An 18,619-nucleotide genomic window follows, 5' to 3' on the forward strand; every position below is an offset into this window, starting at 1 on the left:
GCGCTGATCCCGGCGGGGGAAGTTCGCCCGAACGCACTAGTTCGATTCGACTATTCGATCGAATGTCTTCGTCAGACGCGTCACCGTTCGATCCCGCGCGCGACAAAGAATGTCGCTCTCTGCTGGGACCAGATAGTCGAATCCATTGATCCAGAGGGGGTCGGGGGCATGTCTGCCTTCGCGTGGGCTCGTCCGGTTCGTCATCGCCACAAGGCCGTGGTGGTCGTTCTGTTACTGGCGTTGGTGGCGATGGCCGTCCCGAGTGCGGGCCCGCCTGCCTCGGTGCGTGAGGCGGGGCTGGCTTCGGGTACGGACGGGGCGGTGACGGCTCCCGAGCATCCGGAGGGAACGGCGTTCGATCCGAATCAGATCAAGGACATCAAGGCGGCCGATCCGGGGGCCGGGGTGAACCTGATCGGGCCACCGACGGCGAACTCCATGGGCGATGCGCGGATGTCGTATCCGCTGGAGGTGCCCAAGGGGAGAGCGGGCCTGGAGCCGAAACTGGCGGTGTCGTACAGCTCCGGAGGTGCGAACGGCTGGCTGGGCGTTGGGTGGGACGTCTCCATGCCGTCCATTTCGGTGGACACCCGTTGGGGGGTGCCGCGCTTTGACGCCGGGCTGGAGACCGAGACCTATGTGCTGGGCGGTGAGCAGTTGACGCCGGTGGCCCATCGGGGTGCCTTGCAGGCCCGGACGGCGGAGAAGGTGTTCCACGCGAGGGTGGAGAGCCGGTTCGATCGGATCGTGCGCCATGGGGACAAGCCCGCGAACTACTGGTGGGAGGTCACTGACAAGTCGGGCACCCGCACGGTGTTCGGCGGTGCGGAGAACACCACGTTGACCGATGCCTCGGGTCGGGTGGCGACGTGGGCGGCGCGCGAGGTCCGTGACACCAACGACAACGTGCTGCGCTATCACTACGCCCGGGTGGAAGACGGCGGCACCGCGAAATCGACGGTGCCGGGCAGCAACCTGTATCCGCGGCGGATCACCTACACCGGCCACGGTGCGAACGAGGGCAAATACTTGGTGACGTTCCTGCGGGACCGCGACCGGGGTGAGCCGCGCCGCGGCGATGTGCAGATCGACGCTCGTGGCGGGTTCAAGAAGGTGACCGCGGACCTGCTGCGGCGGGTGGAGGTCAAACTGGACGACCAGCTGATCCGGGCCTACGAGCTGAACTACCGGGCAGGCGCGTTCGCGAAGACGTTGCTGGCGTCGGTGTCTCAGTTCGGCGAGGACAACAAGCTGTTCAACACCCACTCGTTCGACTATTTCGACGAGGTGCGTGACCAGGCGGGCAACTACACCGGGTTCGCCGACGCCGCCGGTTGGTCGGTCCCGGACGACGATCTGGGCGTGAACATCCGTGAAGGTGAGGCGAGTGCGATCTCGGCGAACACCTCCGTCGGGTTCGGTGCGCACTTGTTCGCCGGCTACAACGTGCAGGGGCTGCCGGTCAAGCAGGGTGGCGTCGGGCTGAAGGTCGGGTTCAACGCCGGCCAGTCCGACGGCCTGTCGGCGCTGGTGGACGTGAACGGCGACAACCTGCCGGACAAGGTCTTCCGCAAGAACAACGACGTGTACTACCGCCCCAATCTGAGCACTCCGGGGGGTGAACCGAAGTTCGGTGACACGCCGACCAGGTTGCGCGACCTCCCGGGGATCTCGACCGAGCGGACGTTGTCGGGCACGATCGGTGTCGAGGCGTTCGTCGTCGCTATCGCCGCGCAGCTGGACTTCGTGGGGACCACGACCACGTCGGATCGGTTCTTCAGCGACGTCAACGGTGACGGCATCACCGACCTGGTCAACAACGGCGGCGTGCTGTTCGGCTACCTGGACGCCAACGGGCAGCCCGCCTACAGCGCGGATTCCACCCGCACCCCGGTGCCGGTCGGCGGTGGCGCGGTGACCGGCGAGATCGTCGGTGACCAGACCGCGCAGTTCAACCAGCAGGTCGACAACTCCCCGCTGCTGGACTCGGTGCGCCGCTGGGTCGCGCCGTTCGACGGCACCGTCCACGTCGACGGCCGCGTGCAACTGACCGCGGACCCCTCGCCCGCGCGCGCCGCGTACACCAAAGCCGACGGTGTGCGGGTCACCATCCAGGCCAAGGACACCGAACTCTGGGCGCAACGAATCGGCCCGGACGATCACACCGAGTTCACTCCGGCCAATGTGTCGGCGGTCGCGGTGAAGAAGGGCGACGCGCTCTACTTCCGCACACAGTCCATTCTGGACGGAAAGTACGACACGGTGGCGTGGGATCCGGCGATCAGCTACACCGACCTGGCGGCCGGTACGGACGTGAACGGGCTGGCGAACACGGTGTTCCGTGCGTCGGCGGACTTCACGCTCGGCGGCCGCTCGTCGCAGGTGATGGTGCCGGTGACCGGCAAGCTTCAGCTGACCGGCGACGTGGTCAAGAGCAAGGCGACCTCGGACGACGTGACCGTCGTGATCACGAAGGGCAACGGGGTGCACGCTCCGGCGGAGGTGTATCGCAAGGTTCTGCCCGCTGACTCGACCGGGACCACCAAGATCGACATGAGCCTCCCGGTCAGCCAGTTCGAGAAGATGTCATGGCACATCAAGACCGACTCCTCGATCGATGTTTCCGCGGTGTCCTGGGTACCGAAGGCGCACTACACGGAGGCGCCGGGCGTGGAGTCGCTGGTCGACGACAAGGGTCAGCCGTCCCTGGTGATCAGCCCGCCGTTCGACGTGGACATGTACCCCGCCGACACCCTCGCGGCGCCGCAGCAGACCTACAAGGTGACCAAGACCGGCAAGCTGCGGGTCCGGCCGAACGTGAGGCTCAACTTCGGCCTGACCGGGGCGACCAAGATCGCGTTCACCATCAAGAAACGCGGCGGGCAACTGCTGGGCAAGCGGGTCGTCGACATCGTCAACGGGCAGTACGGCTCGCCCGGCCAGGACCTGGACGTGGTCGTCCCGGTCACCCAAGGCGACGAGCTGTATTTCGACCACTCCACCACGGATTCCAACCTGTTCGGCTTGGTCACCGAACAGTCCGCGAAGGTCACCTACGACCTCTCGTCCCCATGGCCGACGTTCAGCCCGGCGCCGAGCGCGGCACACGGCTCCGCTCAGCAGGGTGCGTTCCCGCAGCCCTATCGCGGCTGGGGTGTGATCGGCTACCAGGCCAACCGCGACCGCGCGACCCAGCCCATCAAGCAGGCCGAACTCGCGATCGACCAGAGCTTCAAGAACGCCCTTCCCAAGGAACCCAAGGAAGCCGACATCCCGGGGTTCGCCGCGAACCCCCGGATCGCCATGCCCCGGCTGGCGATCTTCGCGCCGAACCCGGCCAAGGGCGGCTGGGCCGCGCAGGACGAGTCGTCCTGGTTCACCGGCACCATGGCGACCAGTTCCCGGCTCGGCGCGGACACCATCGACGTGGTCACCGACGCCGATGTCGCCGGTGACCGCACGGCGATGCGTCGCGGCGTGACCGGTCAGGTGTCCGGCACGCTGTCCGCCGGTCCGTTCGGGGGCACGGTCGTCGGTGGGATCACCGCGGGTTCCGTCGACTATGTCGACCTCAACGGTGACCGCTTTCCCGATGTCGTCGGCGCCAAGGAGATCCAGTTCACCGATGCCAACGGCGGGCTCGGCGCTCGACGCGGCACACTCGGCGGCAACGTCCGCGAGTCCGACACCTTGTCCGGAAACGTGTCCTTCTCCTCAGGCAGTGAGTCGGCCACCCTTGCCAGCGCACAGGGCCTGGCCGCTCCGGAGGCCGGGAGCAGCAACAACACCGCCACCTCCGGCCCGGTCCAACCGGCACTCGGGATCGGTGGCAGCGTCGGCGGCGGCGAGTCCGACACCCGCGTCGACCTCGTCGACATCAACGGCGACGGTCTACCGGACAAGGTCTTCGCCAACGGCGACGCCCAACTCAACCTGGGCTACAGCTTCGCCGCCAAGGAACCCTGGTCGGCGGGGCCGATCAACGACGCGTCAACTCGCAACCTCGGCGTCAACCTCGGTTTCAACGTCGACAACTACGGCTTCGCCGGGGGACTGTCCGCCGAACTGGGCACTTCGATCACCAACGCGAGCATGCTCGACGTCAACGGCGACGGTCTCACCGACCGCGTCTTCACCGATGGCGCTAACCCGATCAAGGTGGCCATCAACACCGGCACCGGCTTCACCGCGCCCACTCCGTTCCGCGGCAGCTTCGCCGACATCGCCGTGGACAAGAACGCCACCCTCGGTGCAGGCGTCTACTTCACGTTCCCCGTCCCCACCCCGGTCGGCACGTTCGTGTTCAACCCCGGCGCCAACGTCTCCACCGGCATCGGCCGCGCCGAGATCGGCCTGCGTGACATCAACGGCGACGGCCTGGCCGACCACGTCAAATCCACCCGGGACAACGAGCTGCTGGTCGCGGTCAACAAAACCGGCCGTACGAACCTGCTCCGCGCGGTGACGCGGCCGTTGGGCGGGAAGATCGATCTGGACTACACCCGCACCGGTAACACTCAGGCGATGCCCGAGTCCCACTGGGTGCTGTCCCGCACCAGCGTGTCCGACGGCCATCGCGGCGATGGTGCCGACACCCAGCTCGCCACCTATCGCTACGAACAGGGGAAGTACGACCGGCTCGAACGCGAGTTCCACGGCTTCGGCAAGGTCGTCACCGAACAACGCGACCCCGGTGCGGCCGATGCCCTCTATCGCTCGACCACCAACGAATACCGCACCGACGGCCCGTACACCCGCGGGTTGCTGGCCCGTACCCTCTCCGCCGACGGTGCGGGACGGCCCTTCACCGAAACCGTCAACACCTATCGGACACGCGACACCGCGCCGGGCAGCGTGTTCGTAGGTTTGTCCCGGGTGGACAAGCGCTTCTACGAAGGTGCCGAGATACCTGGCAAGTCCACCTACACCGAAATGTCGTATGACGACTTCGGCAACCTGATCCGCTCGTTCGACGCAGCCGACGAGGGCACCGCAGACGACGTCGAGACCACCTATGGCTACACCGCGTCCGACCCTGCCTGCCGGGCGCGCAACCTCGTCGGAACCGCCAACCTGCACAAACAGCGCGGCACCAACGGCGGCGCCGTGTCGCGGCACAGCGAATCCACAGTGGACTGTGTGACCGGTACGGTGCGGCAAGTCCGTGCGTACCTCACTGACACCACCTCGGCCGACATCGACCTGGAGTATTTCCCGGACGGGAACCTGAAATCGGTCACCAAGCCCGCCAACAAGACCGGTCAGCGGTCCCGGCTGGACTACGGCTACGACACCGTCGTCGGCGTCCACATCGAATCCATCACCGACAACTTCAGGCTGCGGTCGGGCGCGACGCACAACCTGAAGTACGGGCAACCGGACCGCACCACCGACCAGAACGGCCAGCAGGTGCTGCGCTCCTACGACAGCGTGGGCCGGTTGGACACGGTCACGGGGCCGTACGAGATCGGGTCGGGCAAGGCCACGATCGACTTCGACTACCACCCCGAAGCCACCGTTCCCTATGCCACCACACGTCACCTCGACCGTGATGCCACCGGAGTCCGTGAGGACACCATCGACACCGTCACCTTCACCGACGGTCTCAAGCGCGTCCTGCAGACGAAGAAGGACGCGTCGGTCGCGAACAATCCCGGTGACACCCCCGAACAGGTCATGACGGTGTCCGGGCGGACGAAGTTCGACTTCCTCGGCCGCGTGGTGGAGACGTACCACCCCGTGACCGAGTCCAAGGGCGACGGCAACACCACGTTCAACGCCGCCTTCGACGCCGTGGCGCCCACGCGGGCCTGGTTCGACGTGCTGGACCGGCCGGTCAAGACGGTCGCACCGGACGAGGTCACGACCGCCATGGCCTATGGATTCGGCCCCGACCGGACCGGTGTCGCCCGGTTCGAAACCATCGCGACCGACGGCAACGGCAAACAGAAACGCAGCTACACCGACCTGCGGGAGAAGACCACCGCGGTCAAGGAGTTCAACCCGGCGGGTGGACAGCCGGTGATCTGGACCAGCTACGGCCACGACGCGCTCGGGCAGATCACCACCGTGGTGGACGACAAGAACAACACCACCCGGTCCGAGTACGACTCCCTCGGCCGCCGCACTGCGCTCGACAGCCCCGACGCGGGCCGCACCGAGACCCGCTTCGACCTGGCGGGCAACCCGACGGCGAAGATCACCGCGAGCGGCAAGCAGGTCGAGTACGACTACGACCACAGCCGCCTCACCGCGGTTCGTTACCCGACCTTCCCGGCCAACAACGTCACCTACACCCACGGCGCACCCGGCGCACCGGACAACGCCGCCGGCCGGATCACCGAGATCCGCGACGCGGCCGGGACCCTCACCCGCGGCTATGGCCCGTTGGGCGAGACCACCCGGGAAACCCGCACCATCAAGATCGCCGGGCAGGCGGACCGCGGTTACACCACCGGATGGCGCTTCGACGCGTTCAACCGCGTCCTCCAGATGACCTACCCGGACGGCGAGGTCCTCCGCTACGACTACGACAGCGGTGGCGAGGTCACCCGCGCCACCGGGGCCAAGAACGGCACCGACTACCTCTACCTCGGTCGCCTCGACTACGACAAGTTCGGCCAGAAGGTGCTCCAGCAGGCCGGTAACGGGGTGCGCACCACCTACACCTACGACCAGGCCGACCGCAGGCTCGCCACCCTGAAGTCGAAGACGCCGGGTGCCACCGAGTTCCAGAACCTCGGCTATACCTACGACAAGGTCGGCAATATCTCGAAGCTGACCAACAGCACGGCACAGAACCCGACGATCGGTGGTCCGAGCAGTCAGACCTTCGGCTATGACGACCTGTACCAGCTCACCTCCGCTAGCGGCCAGTACACGACCAAGAGCAACCAGCAGGACAAGTACACCCTGGCGCTGGGCTACGACTCCATCCACAACACCACCAGCAAAACCCAGCACCACGAGATCACCGGCACGACCACCCCGTCCGCCCAAGTGGCTTCCCTGAACCACGGCGGCGGGGGGAGCCCGGCGTCACTAGGCCCGCTGTCGGTCGGACCGATCGAGCCGGTCGAGGACCCGACCAACCCTGCCGGGGTCCAGGACAAGACCAGCTATGACTACAAGTACGACTACGGCAGTGGAAAACCGCACGCGCCGAGCAAGGTCGGCCCGACCGACCAGGCCTACGACGCGAGCGGCAATCTCACCGACACGGTGAACACCGCTTCGGACGGCAAACGACGCCAGTACGTGTGGGACGAGGAGAACCGGCTCGCCTGCAACCAGGACACCGCCGCGGCGACGGTCCCTCAAACGCCAGCGGGTTGCGCCGACCCCACCGTCGGCTACACCTATGACGCGGCCGGCGAACGCGTCATCAAACAGGGTGACGGCCAATCCCTCTACCCCAACCGCGGCTACAGCGAACGTGACGGCACCGGCTTCAAGCACATCTTCATCGGCGACAGCCGCCTCACCACCAAGACCGTCGCCACCGCTGGCCCCGAAAACGCCCAGTCCTACTTCCACGCCGACCACCTCGGCTCGTCCGGCTACGTCACCGACAAGCAGGGCAACGTCACCGAACACCTCGAGTACATGCCCTTTGGTGAAACTTGGGTGGAGGAGCAGGCCGGCCAGAGCAGCACGCCCTATAAGTTCACCGGCAAGGAACTTGACGAAGAAACCGGCCTCTACTACCACGGCGCCCGCTACTACAACCCGAGAACGCAACTCTGGGCGAGCGCGGATCCGGCTCTCGCCGACTTCATGTCCGGCTCCAAGGCCGCAGGTGGCATCACCAACCCACGGAATCTGGCCACCCACACCTACGTCTACAACAACCCCGTCAAACTCACCGACCCCACCGGCAAAATCCCCATCGACGGCACCACGATGGGTATACCGTCGCGTCCACCGAATCCGGCAATAAATCATGAAAGAGCCAACAAAGACGGATCGGGTCCGAGCAACTATCGCACATGGAAACCTAGCTTGTTGGAAAGTTCCACGCTGCAGACAACCAGGGCTGATGCGTTAGTGGGGGCCAAAGGTCTTGGGTGGACGAATGCGGGACATATGTTGGATCACTTCCTCGGTAATTCCGGAATTGCCTACACTGTTAATGTGGACGCGATGCTGAGGGAGATCAGCGGATTCCGTTCAGCAGCCGAGGATCTGGTCAGGTATGAGGTGGCAAAGCAACCTCCTGGCGTCCGTGAGCCCTTCTCTTTCAGTACCAGCTTCTCGGACAACAATAATTATCGAGCAGATCCCGGAGAGAACCCGGACTGGTTTGCCGCGCTCGGCACGTTCGATTTCCAGGTAAGCGGTGTTGCCAATCCGGCCAGCGACGGCGGCTGGGACGTCGAATTTCGAGTCAGAATCTATGACTACTACAACTGGGAATCGACTGGCTGGCGCCCGTGGAGGCAGGCATCCGACCTGAATGATCTGCATCGCGCCGGGTGGGCACAGAATTTCGATGTCGTTGGAGATTCCAGCCCGCAGAAAATTCATATTGGCCCCGTGAAGTGAGGCCACGTCCGTAACGTCAACGGCGCCTCTCTGCCGCAACATGCTTTTGCGCAGAGAGGCGCCACACGTTCAGGCACATTGGCGGACGGCCTACCGGAGTTCATCGCAGGCTGAACGGGGTTTCGACGTCGACCTGGCCAGCCAGGTGGCGGGGGCCTACCGCGCAGGCGGTGCACAGAATCGTTCGCGCGCTGACCGGGCGGTCTCCAGGGCCGATGCGGTGTTAGAGCTCGCGGAGGGCAGTATCGCGTTCCACTACTCTCACCGTGCCCACATGCATGCGCGGGTGCAGATCAACGGCCATCCACAAGCGCGCGAGTGCTGGGTGACCAAATCCGGCAACGCCGAACTGGACGTCACCGAAAATCTCGAATACATGCCCTTCGGTGGCGCAGGGCACTATGACCGGCCCGCCGGTCGTGCGTTGCGGTCCGAGTGCCAGGTCTTGGATGGCGCCCAGCGTCACTGGTCGCGCATTCAGCCGTCCAGGATCGCCACGCCGGCGCCGAGTAGTGCACCGGTCACGCGTGGGGCGGCCACCAGTCGCTGAACTCGCTGAGCCAGCGCGAGATCCGTTTCTCGCGTGGTCATGGCCGCTCGCGGCCGTCGCTGTGCAGGCGCGGGATCGCGGCGCGGTCGTGGTGATCGTCGTCCGGTGACTTGCCAGACCAGGGGCGGGTTCGGTTGAAGGTGTCAGCGAAGCGGCGGAGGGCTTGTTTGGCGGCGCGGTCGTCGGGTGCCTGGCTGGTGCTGCGTTCGGCCCAGAAGACCAGCGCGTTGATGGTCTGGCGGATGGTGTCGGGCCGATACTTGGGGTAGTCGTGGGTGTCGTCTCAGCGAGAGATCTGGTCGTCTCCACGTCGCGTTGGCGCTGTGTCCGCAGAAGGGCCGGGTCCCGCCGCGCGGATGCGATGATCGATGGGTGATCTCGGGTAGCGCGCAGGAGTATCGCGGTGTGGCCGAAGCCGCGTGGCGGTGGGTGCTGGATCAGGTCCGTTGGGACGACGGGCCGTGGATTCCCGAATCGGCGGGGATTTCGGAAATCTCGGAGTACCGCGACACCATGTACAGCGGGGTGGGTGGGCTGGCCTATGTGCTGGCTGAGATCCGGTTCGCCCGGGGTTGGACGGTCGAGGAGCGGGATGTCGCGGAGGCGATCGTCAAACGGCTCACCGGTCGAATCGAGAACGAGGTCGACTGCAGCCTCTTCGGCGGGCTGGTCAGTTCCATCGGCGTGCTGACCGCGCTCGAGGCTCCCGGGGCACAGGCGGCCGTCGACCGGCTGATCACGCTGCGCACCCGGGACGGCTGGCCACAAACAGCCATCGGGCCACCAGATTTCCTGCCGGACGCCCTGGTCAACGATGCCACTCTCGGCACGGCCGGGATCCTGCTCGGCGCGTTGTGGGCCCGACGCGCGGGCTTGGCCAACGCCGGCGACCTCGGTGCGCAGGCTGCCGCTGTACTGATGGCGGACCGGGAGGAGGTGCCGACCGGGGTCAACTGGCACTGGGTACCGCACCGGTTCCATGCCGAGCCGGCCAGGCAGATGCCCAACTTCTCGCACGGCCTCGCAGGAATCGCGGCGGCCCTCGCCCTGGCCGGCGCCGAGCTCGACCGGCCGGACCTGACCGGCGCGGCCACCCTCGGCGCGGAACATCTGGTGACGCTGGGCCGCACCGACGGCGGGGGATTCGTCGTGCCGCGCACCATCCCCAGCAGACCGGGCCAGGACGTCCACACCTACAACTGGTGCCACGGCCCCGCCGGCACCTCGCTGCTCTTCCTCGCCCTCGATCTCGCCGGAGTCGAGGACGTCGCGGGTGAACCGCCACTGGCGTGGCATCGCCGATGCCTGCACAGCACTCGTAGCTCCGGCCTGCCCGTCAGACGGCACCCCGGCTTCTGGGACAACGACGGGCGCTGCTGCGGGACGACCGGCGTCGGTGAGGTGTTTCTGGACTCCTGGCAGCGCTTCGGCCGCACCGACGACCTCGAGTTCGCCGTGCATCTGGCCGATACCCTGGTCGAGCGTGCGGTGCGGGACGGACCGCACGCCTACTGGCGGTTCATCGAACACCTCGGCCCGGAACCGCTGCTGCCACCGGGGGTCGGCTGGATGCAAGGAGCGGCCGGCATCGCTGCGTTCCTCTTCCGGATCAGCCGCGTCCTGCGGGACGGGCGCGACGCCACCCCTGTCACGCGCATGGACAGCTGGTGGGCACTCCCCACCCCGGATTCCAGCCCGGTCGCTGGTCGCAACCAGTTCTGACCAGCGCAAACGGCCTGAACGGCGGAGGGGGCGTTCAAAGCTCGCACATGAGCCTGAACGCCCCCTCCGGGACCTATCTGACGGACTGGTCGGTCAGGCCGCCGGGGGCTGCTCGCGCCACCAGCGCTGGCCGGCTTCGGGCAGCGTCGAGATCGGGTCGTAGTACGGGTAGCGGCGCTGCAAGGCTTCGGGGTCCTCGTGCTCGATCCCGGTCCGGTAGTTCTTGGTCCAGTAGGAGATCCCGAGCTCGCGGTCGTAGTCGGCGAGCTGGTGCACCCACCGCTTCCCGACATACGGCACGTCGCACACGATGCGCGGGGTGGCATACCCCGGCAGGTACCCCATGATCGCGTGCTGCAGTTCCTGTGCCTCGTGCACGGAGACCCGCCAGTGCTCGGCGTTCGGGATCATGTCGCACATGTAGAAGTAGTACGGCAGGATGCTCGCTTCGCCCTGCAGCGCGAAGCACAGGTCCAGCAGCTCGGCAGGGGTCGCGTTGACGCCCTTCATCAGTACGCCCTGGTTGCGGACGTCGCGGACGCCGACGTCGAGTGCGGTCCGGGCGGCTTCCGCGACCAGCGGGGTGACCGACTGCGCGTGGTTGACGTGGGTGTGGATCGCGAGGTTGACGCCGCGGCGCTGGGCGGTGCCGGCGACGCGCTCGAGGCCTTCGACGACCTTCGGCTGGATCCAGTGCTGCGGCAGGGCGGCGAGCGCCTTGGTCGCGAGCCGGATGTCGCGGACGGTGTCGATGTCCATCAGCCGCATGAGGAACGACTCCAGCTGCGGCCACGGCACGTTCGCGACGTCGCCGCCGGAAACCACCACGTCACGGACGCCGGGGGTCTTCTTCAGGTACTCGATCATCGCGTCCTGGCGATCGACCGGCTTGAGCGAGAGCTTGTGCTTCTCGATCTGCTCGGTCGAGTTCCCGACCAGGTCCATCCGGGTGCAGTGCCCGCAGTACTGGGGGCAGGTCGAGATCATCTCGGCGAGGACCTTGGTGGGGTAGCGGTGGGTTAGCCCCTCCACGACCCACATCTCCGCCTCGTGCAGCGAGTCCCGTTCGGAGTGCGGGTGGCTCGGCCATTCGGTGTCGCGGTCGCTGCGCACCGGGAGCATGTAGCGGCGGATGGGGTCGGCGTACCAGGCCTCGGTCACCTTCGCCGGGTCCGTACCGGCGTTGGGCGCCATCGTGTTGATCATCTGCGGCGGCAGCAGCATCGACATCGTGGCCATCTCGCGCTGGTCGGCGAGCATGTCCTCGTAGAAGCGCTCCTCGAGCTGGTCGCCCATCAGCGCGCGCAGTTGCTTGGCGTTGCGGATGCAGTGCACTCGCTGCCACTGCGCGTCGCGCCACTCTGCCTCGGTCACGTCGTGCCAGCCGGGGAAGCGGCGCCAGTCGGGTTCGATCAGCTCGACTCGGGTGTAGTCGTAGGGCTGATCGTAGGCGGCCACCGGCGAGGTCGGTTGCTGGATCGCAGTCACTTGTACTCCTCGTCGTCGGAAACGCGTGAAAATATCCTGTCACATCGTTCGGACGACGTAAATATTCCTGTCGTGCTCGGTGTGTCAGACGGACACTGCCTCCGGCTCCGAGCGGGCGCGAAGGTGATCGACAGCAGCGATTCCGGCGACCAGCGCGGCGGCGAGCAGCAGCAGGCCGGCCGAGTAGCCGAGGTGATGAACCGGTTCAAGCCGGGTCGATGGCGCGTTCTGGTCGCGGATGCCGACCGCGGCCATCGCCCCGGCGCCGCCGAAGACCAGCACCGAGACCAGCGGTCCGAGTACGGGCACGACGACGCCGTCTTCCGCGAGCCGAGGACCGGTCGTGACGACCACGGAGACGACGGTCGCGCACAGCAGCGCCAGCAGCAGCGCTCCCGGGATCACCGCGTCGTGGTCGATCAGCTTCTCCGGCACCCCGCCGGTCCCCAGATCCACGATGAACAGCACGAGCGCGGACATCGCGGCCCCGCCGACGGCGAACTGCACCCTCCAGCGCGACGCGCCCACGAGACATCCGGCGGCGACCCCCACCGCGGCCGCCAGCCAGCTCAGCACCGGCTGGAACGCGACGGAGTACACCGCCAGCAGCAGCGGCGCCATCGCCCCCACCTGCACACTCGCCGACGTCGCCGCGGCGAAGAACGCCCGCGATCCGGCGATCGCGCACGCGACGACCCCGCCGACGAGCACGATCAGCCCGCCGATGGCCACGACGACCTCCGCGTGCCTGCCGATCGACGCGACCGGCAGTTCGAGGATTTCGCTGACCTTCAGGACGTCCACCGCGCCCACAGCCATGGGAAGCAGCACGGCCAGGATCGCCGCGGCCGCGAACCGGGCAGGCAGCGGACGCGGCTCGGGCCATTCCGGATCCTGCGCACGGGAACCGCGCGTGACGACGGCCAGCACGGCTCCGGCCACGCTCAGCGCGGTGAGGACCAGATGCCAGACCAGACCGCCGGTGGCGAGCATGAGCCACGACGCGCCCGCCAGGCTCGCGGCGAACAACTGCGTTCCCACGGTGAGCCCGATGAGCACGAGCCCGGCGGTCCGGGCGCCTCGCCGCAGGAGTTCCTGTGCCGCGGCGAGTACCGCCAGCAGCACCACCGGCGGACCGGCCAGCGCGACGATCGTCAGCGACGGATGCCCACCCAGGTCAGGGACCAGGTGCACGAGAGCGGTCGGCAAGGACAGGACGACCCCCGCCACCAGCAACCACGGCCACCATCGCGTCAGGAACACGGCGGCGAGCACCGCGACCAGCGGCACCAGGGACACCAGCACCAGATCGGACGGCCAGCCCCGTGGCGCCGCCAGCGCGATCAAGGGCCGCAGGATTGAGGTGTCGCGGACCGCGGTGAAAACGACCACCGCCCCGAGCCCCAAAGCCGCCGACACAGTGGTCCCGGCGACGGCGCGGCCTGCTTCGGTCTTCATGTTTTCAGCTCCCCAGCTCATTTCATCGACCCTAACCACGTGGTGATCATCCGCACGCTGCAAACTCGGAAGGGTGACGAACGCGCGAACCACGCTCCTGCTCGGCGGGCGCATCTACAGCCCCACCGCCCCTGACGCCACCGCCATGGCGATCACGGACGGCACCGTCGTCTGGGTGGGGCAGGACGGCCCGGCCAAAGCGCTGCATCCCGACGCCGAGGTGGTCGAACTCGACGGCGCCTTCGTCGCCCCCGCCTTCGTCGACGCGCACGTCCACGCCACCGCGACCGGCCTGCACCTCACCGGGTTGAACCTCGCGAACATTCGAAGCGCCGGAGAATTGCTGGCCGCGGTCCGCGACGCGGTCCGGCCCGGTCAGGTGCTGGTCGCGCACGGCTGGGACGAGTCCCGCTGGTCCGACGGCAGGCTGCCCAGCCGCGCGGAGATCGACGAGGCCGCGAGCGGGACCCCGGTGTACTTGAGCCGGGTCGACGTCCACTCCGCGCTCGTCTCCAGCGCGCTCGTCGCTTTGGCGCACGGCGTGCACGACGCGCCGGGCTGGTCCGCCGACGGACCGCTGACCCGTGACGCCCACCACCGCGTCCGTGCCGCGATGCGCGAGGCGATTACGCCGCGGCAGCGCCGCGAGGCCCAGCGCGCGTTCCTCGCCGAGGCCGCCGCGCGCGGGGTCGTCAGCGTCCACGAGTGCGCCGGTCCGGACATCTCCGGCGCCGACGACCTCACCGATCTGCTCGCGCTCGCCGCGGAACCGGGACTGCCCGAGGTCGTCGGCTACTGGGGTGAACGCGGGGGAGTCGACACCGCCCGGGCGCTGGGCGCCAGGGGAGTCGCGGGCGACCTGTTCGTCGACGGCGCCCTCGGTTCCCGCACCGCCGCGCTGCACCAGCCGTACGCCGACGCCCACGACACCTCCGGGACGCTCTACCTCGATGCCCCCGCCATCGCCGAGCACGTCGGCGCCTGCACCGAGGCCGGGTTGCAGGCCGGGTTCCATGTCATCGGCGACGCCGCCGTCGCCGAGGTCGTCGAAGGCTTCCGGCTCGCGGAGATGACCGTCGGCCGTCGCGCGTTGGCAGTCTGTCACCACCGGCTCGAACACGTCGAGATGATCGACGTCGAGCAGGCGCGGGCGCTCGCGGGCTGGGGTGTGGTCGCGTCGGTCCAGCCGCAGTTCGACGCGGAATGGGGTGGCACGCAAGGGATGTACACCGACCGCCTCGGCGCCGAGCGGGCTGTGAAACTCAACCCCTTCGCCGCCATGGCCGCCGAAGGGCTCCTGCTCGCCTTCGGCTCCGACGCCCCGGTCACACCGGTCGATCCGTGGGCCACCGTCCGCGCCGGGACCTACCACCGCACCCCGGGATCGGGACTGTCCGCTCGCGCCTCCTTCACCGCCCACACCCGCGCCGGGCACCGCGCCGCCGGGGTCAACGACGGTGTCACCGGCAGCCTGGTCCCCGGCGCTCCCGCGCACTACGCGGTCTGGGACGCCACCGACCTGGTCGTCGCGACACCGGACTCGCGGGTGCAGCGCTGGTCGACCGATCCGCGGGCGGGCGTACCCCCGCTGCCGAACCTGGAAGAGGGAGCCACCTTGCCCCGCTGTCTGCGCACGGTGCGCGACGGGCAGGTCATCCACGACGCGTTCACCCGGACGGCCTAGGGTTCAGGGGTGTCCTCGACCGTGGCGAATCCGGCTCCCGAAGCAGACAGGCGAAAGCGGTTCTCCCGCGCCTGGCTCCTGCGTTTCCTCGTCGCCGCGGCGTCGGGTTTCACGCTGTACCTGAGTTTCGCGCCGCGCCCGTTGTGGTGGCTCGCTCCGCTGGCGTTCACCGGCTTCGCGCTGGTGGTGCACGGACGCCGGTTCCGCGGCGCCTTCGGCTACGGGTTCGTGTTCGGGCTGGGGTTCTTCCTGCCGTTGCTGACCTGGTTGCTGGATTTCCTCGGGCCGGGCTTCGGGCCCTGGCCGTGGCTCGGCCTGGCGATGGCGCTGTCGGTGTATCTCGGCTTCGGCGGGGCATTCGCCACCGTGGTGTGGAGGCTGCCGCTCGGGCCGCTGTGGGCCGCGCTGGTGATCATCGCGATGGAGACCCCGCGCACCTGGTTCCCCTTCGGAGGGTTCCCGTGGGGCCGTGTGGCGTTCAGCCAGCCTGAGGGCGCTTTCGTCTCACTGGCCTCGATCGGCGGCGCCCCGCTGGTCGGTCTCGCCGTCGTCCTGACCGGCTTCGGTCTCGCGGCGCTGTGCCTGCGGCTCAAGGCCTCCGATCCTCGGCGCTCCGTGATGGCCGCGGCCGCCGTCACCCTCGTACCGGTGGTGGCGGGCCTCGCGGTGTGGCCCACGATCGGCACCGAAGCCCAGGACGGCGAACTCACCGTCGCCACCGTCCAGGGCAACGCCCCCGACATCGGGCTGGCGCTGGAAGGCCGTCGCGACGAACTCCGGAACAACCACCTCGCCGAGAGCGCCCGGCTGCTCGAGAAACTCAAGGCGGACAACACCAAGGTCGATCTGCTGGTCTGGCCGGAGACCGCGATGGCGATGCGGACCGGTGACGCGGGCGTCGACCGGATGGTCCGCGACTACGGCGTCCAGGCGATCATCGGCGCGCTGGTCCGGCTGCCGGACGGTTCGGCGCAGAACTCCGCGCTCGTCTGGGATCCCGTCACCGGTCCAGGCCAGCGCTACGCCAAACAGCAGCTCGTCCCGTTCGGCGAGTACGTCCCCGCCCGCGAGCTCGCGAAGCTGGTGACCCCGTTCGTCGACAGCGTCGCGAACATGACCCCGGGTGACGGCGCCAACTCCGCGCTGTCGGTCGCGGGGACCAAGGTCGGGGTCTTCATCTGCTACGAGACCGCGTTCGACTACCCGGCCCGGGAGTCCGTCGCCAACGGCGCGGAACTGCTCGTCGTGCCGACCAACAACGCTTGGTACGGGCCGGGGGAGATGAGCTACCAGCAGCTGGCGATGTCGCGGCTGCGAGCGGTCGAACATGGCCGCGCTGTGATCGTCTCCGCCACCAGCGGGGTCAGCGCGATCGTCGCCCCCGATGGTTCGATCACGGCCTCTACCAGCCTGTTCACCGCAGATTCCCTGGTGGGGCGCGTACCGCTCAGGCAGCAGACTACGCTGTCGGATCTACTCGGTGTGACGACGGAGTACGGGCTGCTCGCCCTGGCGATCGCCGGGGTTACCGGCGGGTACGTGCTGCGTTTCCGCACCCGGCGCGCGAGCGCCGCCAAGGCAACGAGGGAAGCGGCGGGCTGACCCGCCGGAACACGGAGGAAAAGCGGATGGCGCAGGCGCCACGGGGGGACCAGGGAATCGAGCCGGTGCTGGTGGTGGTCCCGACGTACAACGAACGGGACAACATCGGGCCGATCCTGGAACGCCTGCTCAAGGCACTCCCGGACGTGAACGCCCTCGTCGTCGACGACGGCAGCCCGGACGGGACCGGCGACATCGCCGACGAGCTCGCGAAGGCCGACGAGCGGATCCAGGTCATGCACCGGACCGAGAAGGCCGGCCTGGGCGCCGCGTACGTCGCGGGGTTCCGCTGGGGTCTCGCCCGTGACTACGCCACCATCGTCGAGATGGACGCCGACGGCTCGCACGCGCCGGAGGATCTGCCCCGGGTGCTGGCGGCGCTCGAGGACGCGGACCTGTCCATCGGCTCCCGCTACGTTCCCGGCGGCAGCACGGTGAACTGGCCGTTCCAGCGCAAGGCGCTGTCCTGGGTGGCGAACTTCTACGCGAAGGTCGCGCTCGGCATGAAGATCAACGACATCACCGCCGGCTTCCGCGCGTACCGTCGTTCGGTGCTGGAGAAGCTCGCGCTCGACGAGATCGCCTCGCGCGGCTACTGCTTCCAGATCGACCTGGCGTTCCGGACGAAGCTCGCCGGGTTCGAGGTGGTCGAGGTCCCGATCACCTTCACCGAACGTGAGATCGGCCAGTCGAAGATGAGCGGTTCGGTCGTGCGCGAGGCGATCGTCATGGTCGGCATGTGGGGGATCAAGCGTCGCTGGCAGCAGCTTCGCGGGCTGGTCAAGAAGGGCTGACCCCCAGCACGCTCACGCCGAGCTTCCCCAGTTCCTTCACCGTCGGTTCGTCCGGCGCCGCGTCGGTGATCACGCCCGCGACGTCGGACAGGGGGAGCACGGTGAACGGCGAGGCCGCGCCGATCTTCTCCGAGCTGGCCAGCACGTAGGTGTCGGCGGCGCGTTTGGCGAGCGTGCGTTTCATCGCGGCCTCGTCGGAGTCCCCGGTGGTGAGCCCGGTCTCGGGGTGCACGCCGGTGACGCCGAGGAAGAACAGATCGGCGTTGATCCCGTCGGCCGCCTCCGCCGCGGCCGCGCCGCAGGTGACGGCGGAGTGCTTGAAGAGCCGTCCGCCGATCAGGAAGACCTCGACCTTCGGATGGGTGACGAGCGCGGCCGCGACCGTGGGGCTGTGGGTGACGATCGTCGCTTCGAGATCGACGGGGAGCGCCTTCGCGAGCGCGAGCGCGGTCGTCCCGCCGTCGAGGATGACGGTCGACCCCAGCCGGATCAACGCTGCTGCACGTTTCGCGATGCGCTCCTTGCCCGCGATGCTGACCGCCATCCGCGTCGCGTAGTCCGCGGTGGCGGGGGAAACCGGCAAGGCTCCGCCGTACACCCGCTGACACAGCCCGGCCTCCGCGAGTTCTCGCAGGTCACGGCGAATACTGTCCTCGGATATGCCGAGTTCGGCGGCGAGATCCTTGGCCACGATCCGGCCTTCGGTCTTCAGTCGTTCGAGCAGTAGGTCTCGACGTTGCGCAGCCAGCATTTGCACGATCCTCCTTGTTCGTGCCG

Annotated in this window: 9 protein-coding genes; 6 read left to right on the forward strand and 3 right to left on the reverse strand. The window is 68.0% G+C overall.

Features of this window, described 5'->3' with window-relative positions:
- Positions 1-168: 168 nt before the first annotated feature.
- The 3 genes from BKN51_RS12600 (at position 169) to BKN51_RS12610 (ending at position 10,816) form a co-directional block, all read left to right on the forward strand.
- On the forward strand, positions 169-8,544 hold the full coding sequence (locus BKN51_RS12600; RefSeq protein WP_233223256.1) for a SpvB/TcaC N-terminal domain-containing protein: 8,376 nt from the start codon (positions 169-171) through the stop codon (positions 8,542-8,544).
- Between the two features lie 274 nt (positions 8,545-8,818).
- A complete protein-coding gene (locus BKN51_RS43040) occupies positions 8,819-9,094 on the forward strand; it encodes a hypothetical protein (protein WP_146044346.1) in 276 nt (91 codons plus the stop codon).
- A 372-nt stretch (positions 9,095-9,466) separates the two neighbouring features.
- The gene (locus BKN51_RS12610; RefSeq protein ID WP_233223248.1) at positions 9,467-10,816 is read left to right on the forward strand and encodes a lanthionine synthetase LanC family protein; all 1,350 of its coding nucleotides are present in this window, start codon (positions 9,467-9,469) and stop codon (positions 10,814-10,816) included.
- A 93-nt stretch (positions 10,817-10,909) separates the two neighbouring features.
- On the opposite strand, the gene BKN51_RS12615 is transcribed toward BKN51_RS12610, so the two are convergent.
- Together BKN51_RS12615 and BKN51_RS12620 are read right to left on the reverse strand one after the other, a co-directional pair.
- Positions 10,910-12,304, reverse strand: coding sequence for a KamA family radical SAM protein (locus BKN51_RS12615; RefSeq protein WP_101607825.1), 1,395 nt, complete (start codon positions 12,302-12,304; stop codon positions 10,910-10,912).
- 84 nt (positions 12,305-12,388) lie between these two features.
- A complete protein-coding gene (locus BKN51_RS12620) occupies positions 12,389-13,762 on the reverse strand; it encodes a hypothetical protein (protein WP_233223230.1) in 1,374 nt (457 codons plus the stop codon).
- A 73-nt stretch (positions 13,763-13,835) separates the two neighbouring features.
- Here BKN51_RS12620 and BKN51_RS12625 point away from each other — a divergent pair, with 73 nt between their 5' ends.
- The 3 genes from BKN51_RS12625 to BKN51_RS12635 are packed head-to-tail and all read left to right on the forward strand — an operon-like array spanning position 13,836 to position 17,842.
- Entirely contained in the window at positions 13,836-15,446 is a 1,611-nt protein-coding gene (locus BKN51_RS12625; protein WP_101607827.1) for an amidohydrolase, read from the forward strand.
- A gap of 9 nt (positions 15,447-15,455) precedes the next feature.
- The gene (lnt, locus tag BKN51_RS12630) at positions 15,456-17,048 is read left to right on the forward strand and encodes an apolipoprotein N-acyltransferase (protein ID WP_101607828.1); all 1,593 of its coding nucleotides are present in this window, start codon (positions 15,456-15,458) and stop codon (positions 17,046-17,048) included.
- Between the two features lie 26 nt (positions 17,049-17,074).
- Complete coding sequence (locus tag BKN51_RS12635; protein ID WP_101607829.1) at positions 17,075-17,842, forward strand: polyprenol monophosphomannose synthase; 768 nt, start codon at positions 17,075-17,077, stop codon at positions 17,840-17,842.
- Here the strand turns inward: BKN51_RS12635 and BKN51_RS12640 are convergent.
- Positions 17,829-18,593, reverse strand: coding sequence for a DeoR/GlpR family DNA-binding transcription regulator (locus BKN51_RS12640; RefSeq protein WP_101607830.1), 765 nt, complete (start codon positions 18,591-18,593; stop codon positions 17,829-17,831). The two genes, BKN51_RS12635 and BKN51_RS12640, sit on opposite strands and share 14 nt — an antisense overlap.
- Positions 18,594-18,619: the final 26 nt, after the last annotated feature.

The organism is Amycolatopsis sp. BJA-103 (genome assembly GCF_002849735.1).
Taxonomy (GTDB): Bacteria; Actinomycetota; Actinomycetes; order Mycobacteriales; family Pseudonocardiaceae; genus Amycolatopsis.